Here is a 7,168-nt window from a genome sequence, read left to right on the forward strand (position 1 = left end):
CGCGGGCCGCGTGTACACGTCCGGGTACACATTCGCGTTGAAGAAGTCGAAAAGCAAGGATTCATGCGGCCTGCCGTCGGCTCTCTACTTCTTGCATCGAAGTGACGCAGTTCACGCCCGCCGCGGCACGGTGCCTGCGCCGGCTGCCGCGGGCTGTAGCGCCTCAGGACGGTGCCGATAATCCGGCACCCGTCTTTCCCCACGTTGCGATGACCCACGAACAATTGCTGCATGCGATTCAGTCGCTGAACGCTGCCGATGCGTTCCGGCCGCGGCTGGATGCGGCGCAGTGGCGCAACTTCCTGCAGTACCTGACCTCGCATGAAATCCGCGGTGGCGAACTGCTGGTCAAGCAAGGCGAGCTGGACCGGACGGTCTATTTCCTCGGCGAAGGCAGCCTGCAGGTCTATGCAACAGGCGGTGCGGCGGGCACGAGTCGAAGCGCCATCCTGCGACCGGGTGCGATGTGCGGCGAGCCGGGGCTGTTTGCCGACGGCATGCGCACGGCCAACGTCGCGGCCATGACGACCAGCACGGTGTGGGCGATGCGGTTGCCTCGCTTCGAGGAGCTGTGCGCGCGCACGCCGGCGATCGCGCTGGAAATCCTGCGAGCAGCCGGCTCGGTGATGGCCTTGCGGATGCGGGCGAACATCGGGCAGATCGCCTGACCGCTCCGCGCAGGTAGCAAAGACAAGCGCCGCACAGCGGCCCCCGGTCTTCGGCGGTGGCGAACGGGCGCCAGTCCTAAGCGTTCGCTCGTTGTCAGTGGCCCTCGAAGCTCACCAGCGTGAACAGCTGCAAACCCGATGCGCGCAGCTTGGCCGCGCCGCCGAGCTCCGGCAGATCGACGATCGCCGCGCCCTCGATCACCACGGCGCCCAGCCGCTCGAGCAGGCGCTTGCCGGCCATCATGGTGCCGCCGGTGGCGATCAGGTCGTCGATCAGCAGCACGCGGTCCCCGGGCTGCACGGCGTCGGTGTGCATCTCCACGGTGGCCGAGCCGTACTCCAGCTCGTAGCTTTCCGCCACGGTGGCGTAGGGCAGCTTGCCCTTCTTGCGGATCGGGATGAAGCCGATGTTCAGCTCGTAGGCGAGCACCGAGCCGATGATGAAGCCGCGCGCATCCAGGCCGGCCACCGCGCCCGGCCGCTGGTCGAAATAGCGGTGCACGAACTGGTCGATCAGCACGCGAAAGACCTTCGGGTTCTGGAGCAGCGGCGTGATGTCGCGGAACTGCACGCCGGGCGTAGGCCAGTCGGGCACGGTGCGGATCGTCTGGCGGATCAGGGCGCGGTCGTCCATGGCGGCAAGGGCGCGGCGCGCCGGTCAAGCGAGGGCCGCATTATCGGCAGGTGTCGCGACGCGGGGCTCAGGCAGGCGCGAACGGGCCGATGGTCTGCGGCGCGCCGTTGGCGCCGGCCCGCAGCACGAGGCCTTCGCCCGAGGCGGCGGCGCCGCCAGCGAGGGCACTGAGCGTGAACTGGTGACTGACCCAGACTTCGAAGCCGCCCGGGCGCAAGCCGGCCAGGGCACGGCGCAGTTGCGCCACCTGCGCTTCGCGGTCCTCGGTCATGCGCGGCGAGCCGAGCGCGGGCCAGGCCTGCACCGTCTCGCCGAAGGCCAGCCGGGCGGTGTCGAGACAGCGGCACCAGGGGCTGGAGCGCACCGCCGCCGGCTGCAGCCGGCGTTCGCGGAACCATGCGCCGATGCGGCGCGCCTGGGTGCGTCCGGCGTCGTCGAGGTTGCGCTGCGTGCTGCATTCGCCGAGCCGGAACTCCGGCGGATCGAAGGTGCCGGGCGCCAGGGCATGGCGCAGCATGACCACCACGCCGCCCTGGCGCAGGGCTTCGATCACCCCCGGAGCCGGCTCGGCCGCACGCAGCGTCGCCGGCACGGCGAAGGCGCAGCCTAGCGCCGCTGCCGCACGCAGCATCGCCCGGCGATCGTCCGCCGCAGGGCAGTCGGTTCTCCCGGCATCCTTGCGGCTCATGGTCTACCCCGGCCGCCGCAACGGCTGGCGCTTCAGGCGGCGCAGGCCGAGCATCGACTCACGCCAGCGGCTTGAACGCATAGCCGTTGCCCGCTGCCTCGATGCGGCCGAAGGCCGGAAAGGGGAAGTGAAAGCCGCCTGCCACTGCGCGGCTGGCCACCAGCTTGGCGAAGACTTCGCGCCGCACGCGGCGCGCCGCCGCAGCGTCCATGTCGAAGCTCACCGCCCAGTCGGGGTTGCGTGCGAAAAGCTCCGGTACGTTCGTCAGGTCGGCGAGGTAGAGAAAGCTTTGCGGGCCGCGGCCCGCTTCGAACAGCGTGTGGCCGGGCGTTTGGCCGGGCGTGTGGCCGGGCGTGTGGCCGTAGGCCGGCACCGAGCGCAGGCCGGGCAGCAGTTCGGTGCCGGGCTCGAACCGCTGCAGCATCGCTTCGGGCATGCCGCCGAACACGCGCCGCGCATTGGCGAACAGCCCCTTGGAGCACTCGTCGGTGGCGGCGCGGGCCTTGCCGTCGTCCATCCAGAACGCGTACTCCGGCGCCGGCACCAGGACCCGCGCCTTGGGAAAGACGAAGTCGCCGGCCTTGTTGCGCAGGCCGTGGATGTGGTCACCGTGGAAGTGGGAGATCACCACCGTGTCGATGTCGCCAGGCCGCCGTACTCGCCGAGGCCGGCGTCGAACAGCAGCTTGCGGCCGCCGAAGACGAGCACGAAAGGCGTGTAGGGTACGTCGATGTAGTCGGTCGGCAGGCCCTGCGCGGCGAGCAGGGCCCGCACCTCGGCCGGGGGCGCGTTGGTGACGAACTGCTCGGTGAGGGGCCGTCGCGAAACGCCGTCGCTCAGTGCAATGACCTCGATGTCGCCCAGCTTCTCGCGCCGATAGCCCGGCGAGGGGATCGGCGGGACGGCCGAAGGCCGGGCCGTTCTGGGCCCATGCCGGAAAGCCTGGAATCGCGGCGCCCAGGCCGGCCTTGAGCAGCGTGCGGCGGTCGAGCATGCGGACCTCTCTGATTGGCGTAAGCGTGGATCATCGATCCGCAGCCGATGGCTGCGTGACGCCGCTTTGCAAAGCGCAGCGCTGCGGCGGGTCTTTGTCGGAGTCGTGCGGCGGGTGGCGATCTCCCGCAATCACCCGCGCGGGCCCTCCCGTGGCGTCAACGGTTCTAACCCTCGAGCAACCGTGCCTCGGCCAGCGCCAGCGCCTCGGGCCGGCCGGCCAGCACCAGCGTGTCGCCGACGGCGAGCCGGATGTCGTCGGTCGGCCGCACAACCGCGCCGCCCGCCCGGCGCAGCGACACCACCTGCACGGCCAGCGCGCCGAGCGCCTGCTGGCCGAGGGAGCCACCCAGGCCGGCGGCGCTTTCCGACAAGGTGACGCTTTGCAGCCGAGCCTGTTGGAGCTCCTCGGCGGTGTCGTCGTCGGCGCCGTGGAAATAGCCGCGCAGCAGGCCGTAGCGGGCGTCGCGCTGCTCCTGCACGACGCGGATCACGCGGCGCATCGGCACGCCGACCAGGGCCAGCACGTGCGAGGCCATCATCAGCGAGCCTTCGATTGCCTCGGGCACCACCTCGGTGGCGCCGGCCGCCTGCAGCGCTTCGAGATCGCTGTCGTCGAGCGTGCGCACGATCACGGGCACGGTGGGCGCGTGCTCGCGCGCCAGCCGCAGGATCTTCAGCGCAGACGGCGTGTCGTGGTAGCTCACCACCACCGCGTTGGCGCGCGCCAGGCCGGCGGCCATGAGGCTTTGCAGCCGTGCGGCGTCGCCGTACACGACGCTCTGGCCGGCGGCTGCGGCCTGGCGCACGCGGTCCGGGTCCAGGTCGAGCGCCATGTAGGGAATGTGCTCGGCCTCCAGCAGCCGCGCCAGGTTCTGGCCGCTGCGTCCGTAGCCGCAGATGATGACGTGCGCCTCGGAATTTATCGCGCGCTTGGCGATCGTGGTCATGGCCACGGACTGCAGCAGCCAGTCGCTTGCCGCCAGGCGCATGACGATGCGGTTGCTGTTCATGATCAGGAAGGGCGTGGCCAGCATCGACAGCACCATCGACGCCAGCACCGGGTTCTCCAGCTGCGCCGGCAGCAGGGCGTTCTGCGAGGCCAGCACGAGCAGCACGAAGCCGAACTCGCCGGCCTGGGCCAGGTACAGGCCGGTGCGCAGCGCCACCCCTGCCGGCGCGCCGAACACGCGGGCCAGCACGGTGACGAGGCCGAACTTGAACAGCACCGGCAGGGTCGTCAGCAGCAGCACCAGCGGCCACTGTTCGGCTACGGCACGCCAGTCGAGCTTCATGCCGATGGTGATGAAGAACAGGCCCAGCAGCACGTCGTGGAAGGGCCGGATGTCGGTCTCGACCTGGTGCTTGTATTCCGTCTCGGCGATCAGCATGCCGGCCACGAAGGCGCCGAGCGCGAGCGAGAGTCCCGCATGCTCGGTGAGCCAGGCCAGGCCGAGCGTGACCAGCAGCAGGTTGAGCATGAACAGCTCGTCGCTGCGCCGGCGCGCCACCAGCGTGAGCCACCAACGCATCACGCGCTGGCCACCGACCAGCAGCACGGTGAGCAGCGCGGCGGCCTTGAGCGCGGCGAACAGCAGCGCGCGCGTCATGTCGTCGCCATCGGCGTTCTGACCCAGCGCCGGGATCAGCACCAGGAACGGCACGACGGCCAAGTCCTGGAACAGCAGCACGCCCATGACGCGCTTGCCGTGCGGCGTCTCGAGTTCGAGCCGCTCGGCCATCAGCTTGACGAGGATGGCGGTGCTGCTCATCGCTAGCGCAGCACCGAGCGCGACGGCACTCTGCCAGGCCAGCCCGCCCGAGCGGCCGGCGAGCGCCAGGCCCCAGACCAGCAGCGCATTTCCGCCGATCGCCGCAACCATGGTCAGCGCCACCTGCGACAGACCCAGGCCGAACACCAGCGTGCGCATGCTGCGCAGCTTGGGCAGGTTGAACTCCAGGCCGATCACGAACATGAGAAACACCACGCCGAACTCGGCCAGGTACTCGACGTTGGCCGAGTCCTCGGCGAGCGCCAGCGCGTTGGGGCCGATCAGCACGCCGACCGCCAGATAGCCCAGCATGGGCGGCAGCTTCAGCGAGCGGCACAGCACCACGCCGAGCACCGCGGCGATCAGGTACAGCAGAACGACTTCGAGCGTGGTGGCCATGGGCGAGAGACAAAGGTGAGCAGGTCATGCCCGTGCAGGCCCCGCCTAGAATCGTTCGATGCTACTCAAGGCTTCGTGGCGCGAGCCCCGGGGCGCACCCTGTGAGCGACACCCCCCTTGTTTCATCCGCCGAGCGCAGCGTCGCGATGGGCGCGCAGGCGCTGGCCATCGAAGCACAAGCCTTGGTCGCGCTCGAGCAGCGCATCAAGGGGCCGATGGCACCGGCTTTCGCCCGGGTCGTCACGCTGGTGCTGGGCTGCCAGGGCCGCGTGGTGGTGATGGGCATGGGCAAGAGCGGCCATGTCGGGCGCAAGATCGCCGCCACGCTGGCCTCCACCGGCACGCCGGCGATGTTCGTCCACCCGGCCGAGGCCAGCCACGGGGACCTCGGCATGGTCACGCCGCAAGATGTGGTGCTGGCTATTTCCAATTCGGGCGAGAGCGAGGAGCTGAGCGCCATCCTGCCGGTGCTCAAGCGCCTGGGCGTCAGCGTGGTGGCGATCACCGGCCGTGCCGAGTCCGGCCTGGCGCTTCATGCCGAGGCGGTGCTCGACAGTTCGGTCGCGCTCGAGGCGTGCCCGCTGAACCTGGCGCCGACGGCCAGCACCACCGCGCAGATGGCGCTCGGCGATGCGCTGGCGGTGGCGCTGCTGGATGCGCGCGGCTTCAAGGAGGCCGATTTCGCGCGCTCGCACCCGGGCGGCGCGCTGGGCCGCAAGCTGCTCACCCACGTGCGCGACGTCATGCGCTCCGGCCGTGCGGTGCCTCGAGTGGCGCCTGACACGGCCTTCACTGATCTGATGCGCGAAATGAGCGGCAAGGGCTTGGGTGCGACCGCGGTGGCCGACGATGACGGCCGGGTGCTCGGCATCTTCACCGACGGCGATCTGCGCCGCCTGGTCGAAAACGGCAGCGACCTGCGTGCGCTGCGGGCCGCCGACGTCATGCATGCGAATCCGCGCACCGTGCGCGACGATGCGCTGGCGGTCGATGCGGCCGACATGATGGAGGCGTTTCGCATCACCAGCGTGCTGGTCGTCGACGGCGAGGGCGCCCTGATCGGCGCGCTCAACATCAACGATCTGCTGCGCGCGAAGGTGATCTGATGAACGCAGCGAGCCCGACGGCGAGCGCTCCGCAAGGCGACGTGTTGCGGCCGGTGCGCGCGACGCTCGCGTTCGCGCCGGAACTCCTGCTCCGGGCGCAGGGCATGCGCGCGGCGATCTTCGATGTCGACGGCGTGCTGACCGACGGGCGCGTTTATATCGGCGAGCACGGCGAGACGGTCAAGGCCTTCAGCACGCTCGATGGGCATGGGCTCAAGCTGCTGGCGCTGGCGGGCATTGCGCCGTTGATCATCACCGGGCGCGACTCGCTCGCGGTGCGCCGGCGTGTCGCCGACCTGGGGCTGGCTCACGCTGTCTACGGCGTCCACGACAAGCTCACGGCAGCCTGCGCGCTGCTCGCCACGCTCGGCCTGGCCTGGCCGCAGGTCGCGGTGATCGGCGACGATTGGCCCGACCTGCCGCTGCTCGCGCGCGCCGGCTTCGCAGGCGCGCCGGCCAATGCCCATGCCGAGGTGAGCGCCATCGCCGACCATGTCACCGCCGCGCGGGGCGGTCACGGCGCGGCGCGCGAGTTTTGCGATCTGCTGTTGGTGGCCAGCGGCCGCTACGCCGCGTTGCTGCACAGTCACCTCGAAACACTCGACCACAGCGGCGCGCCATTGAGTCCAACCTTCGAGCGCGAACCTTCCGCCCGGCGGGACAGCACGAAGCGCAAGGGCGCCGCATGACCGAGCGTGGCGACATGGCCGAAGCGCCGTTCAGCGAATTGGCGCCGCTGGCGCCGCTCACCGGTCCACGCGTTCACCGCGGTGGGCCGCTCGGAGCGCGCTTGTGGGAGCGGCTGCTGAGCTACCTGCCGGTGCTGCTGATGGGGCTGTTGGCGGCGCTGACTTGGTGGTTGGTGAAGAACACGCCGCAGCCCGGTGACGCCGGCAGCTCTCAGCCGC

General features: G+C 70.3%; 8 protein-coding genes and 1 pseudogene. 4 read left to right on the forward strand and 5 right to left on the reverse strand.

Annotated elements, in window-relative coordinates; all coding sequences use genetic code 11:
* Positions 1-209 precede the first annotated feature (209 nt).
* The gene (locus tag H0W38_RS12855) at positions 210-668 is read left to right on the forward strand and encodes a cyclic nucleotide-binding domain-containing protein (protein WP_292454598.1); all 459 of its coding nucleotides are present in this window, start codon (positions 210-212) and stop codon (positions 666-668) included.
* A 94-nt stretch (positions 669-762) separates the two neighbouring features.
* Here the strand turns inward: H0W38_RS12855 and H0W38_RS12860 are convergent, their stop codons facing one another.
* The 5 genes from H0W38_RS12860 to H0W38_RS12880 form a co-directional block, all read right to left on the reverse strand.
* Entirely contained in the window at positions 763-1,302 is a 540-nt protein-coding gene (locus H0W38_RS12860) for an adenine phosphoribosyltransferase (protein WP_292441865.1), read from the reverse strand.
* A 67-nt stretch (positions 1,303-1,369) separates the two neighbouring features.
* The gene (locus H0W38_RS12865) at positions 1,370-1,990 is read right to left on the reverse strand and encodes a histidine phosphatase family protein (RefSeq protein ID WP_292454600.1); all 621 of its coding nucleotides are present in this window, start codon (positions 1,988-1,990) and stop codon (positions 1,370-1,372) included.
* Between the two features lie 58 nt (positions 1,991-2,048).
* Positions 2,049-2,621 carry an MBL fold metallo-hydrolase gene (locus H0W38_RS12870; RefSeq protein WP_292454603.1) on the reverse strand — a complete coding sequence of 191 codons (573 nt, stop codon included), beginning with the start codon at positions 2,619-2,621 and terminating at the stop codon, positions 2,049-2,051.
* Positions 2,615-2,764 (reverse strand): hypothetical protein, encoded by a 150-nt coding sequence (locus tag H0W38_RS12875; RefSeq protein WP_292454606.1) that lies wholly within the window; start codon positions 2,762-2,764, stop codon positions 2,615-2,617. The genes H0W38_RS12870 and H0W38_RS12875 overlap by 7 nt, the downstream gene beginning before the upstream one ends.
* Before the next feature lie 386 nt (positions 2,765-3,150).
* Positions 3,151-5,154: a cation:proton antiporter gene (locus H0W38_RS12880; RefSeq protein ID WP_292454609.1), complete on the reverse strand. Its 2,004-nt coding sequence runs from the start codon at positions 5,152-5,154 to the stop codon at positions 3,151-3,153.
* A gap of 146 nt (positions 5,155-5,300) precedes the next feature.
* On the opposite strand from H0W38_RS12880, the gene H0W38_RS12885 reads away from it, so the two are divergent.
* From H0W38_RS12885 to H0W38_RS12895, 3 genes and pseudogenes are all read left to right on the forward strand, one after another.
* Entirely contained in the window at positions 5,301-6,260 is a 960-nt protein-coding gene (locus H0W38_RS12885) for a KpsF/GutQ family sugar-phosphate isomerase (RefSeq protein WP_292454614.1), read from the forward strand.
* Complete coding sequence (locus H0W38_RS12890) at positions 6,260-6,949, forward strand: HAD family hydrolase (protein WP_292454611.1); 690 nt, start codon at positions 6,260-6,262, stop codon at positions 6,947-6,949. Before H0W38_RS12885 ends, H0W38_RS12890 begins: the two co-directional genes overlap by 1 nt.
* Positions 6,946-7,168 (forward strand): annotated as a pseudogene (locus tag H0W38_RS12895) (hypothetical protein); the annotation flags it as partial. The gene H0W38_RS12890 and the pseudogene H0W38_RS12895, both read left to right, overlap by 4 nt.

Origin of the sequence: Methylibium sp. (assembly GCF_013817365.1) — a bacterium.
GTDB lineage: Bacteria > Pseudomonadota > Gammaproteobacteria > Burkholderiales > Burkholderiaceae_C > Methylibium.

What these genes read in the sequence shown, in the direction of transcription:
- H0W38_RS12855 (WP_292454598.1), top strand. Translation starts at nt 210, where the DNA reads ATGACCCACGAACAATTGCTGCATGCGATTCAGTCGCTGAACGCTGCC.
- H0W38_RS12880 (WP_292454609.1), bottom strand. Translation starts at nt 5,154, where the DNA reads ATGGCCACCACGCTCGAAGTCGTTCTGCTGTACCTGATCGCCGCGGTG.
- H0W38_RS12885 (WP_292454614.1), top strand. Translation starts at nt 5,301, where the DNA reads ATGGGCGCGCAGGCGCTGGCCATCGAAGCACAAGCCTTGGTCGCGCTC.
- H0W38_RS12865 (WP_292454600.1), bottom strand. Translation starts at nt 1,990, where the DNA reads ATGAGCCGCAAGGATGCCGGGAGAACCGACTGCCCTGCGGCGGACGAT.
- H0W38_RS12860 (WP_292441865.1), bottom strand. Translation starts at nt 1,302, where the DNA reads ATGGACGACCGCGCCCTGATCCGCCAGACGATCCGCACCGTGCCCGAC.
- H0W38_RS12890 (WP_292454611.1), top strand. Translation starts at nt 6,260, where the DNA reads ATGAACGCAGCGAGCCCGACGGCGAGCGCTCCGCAAGGCGACGTGTTG.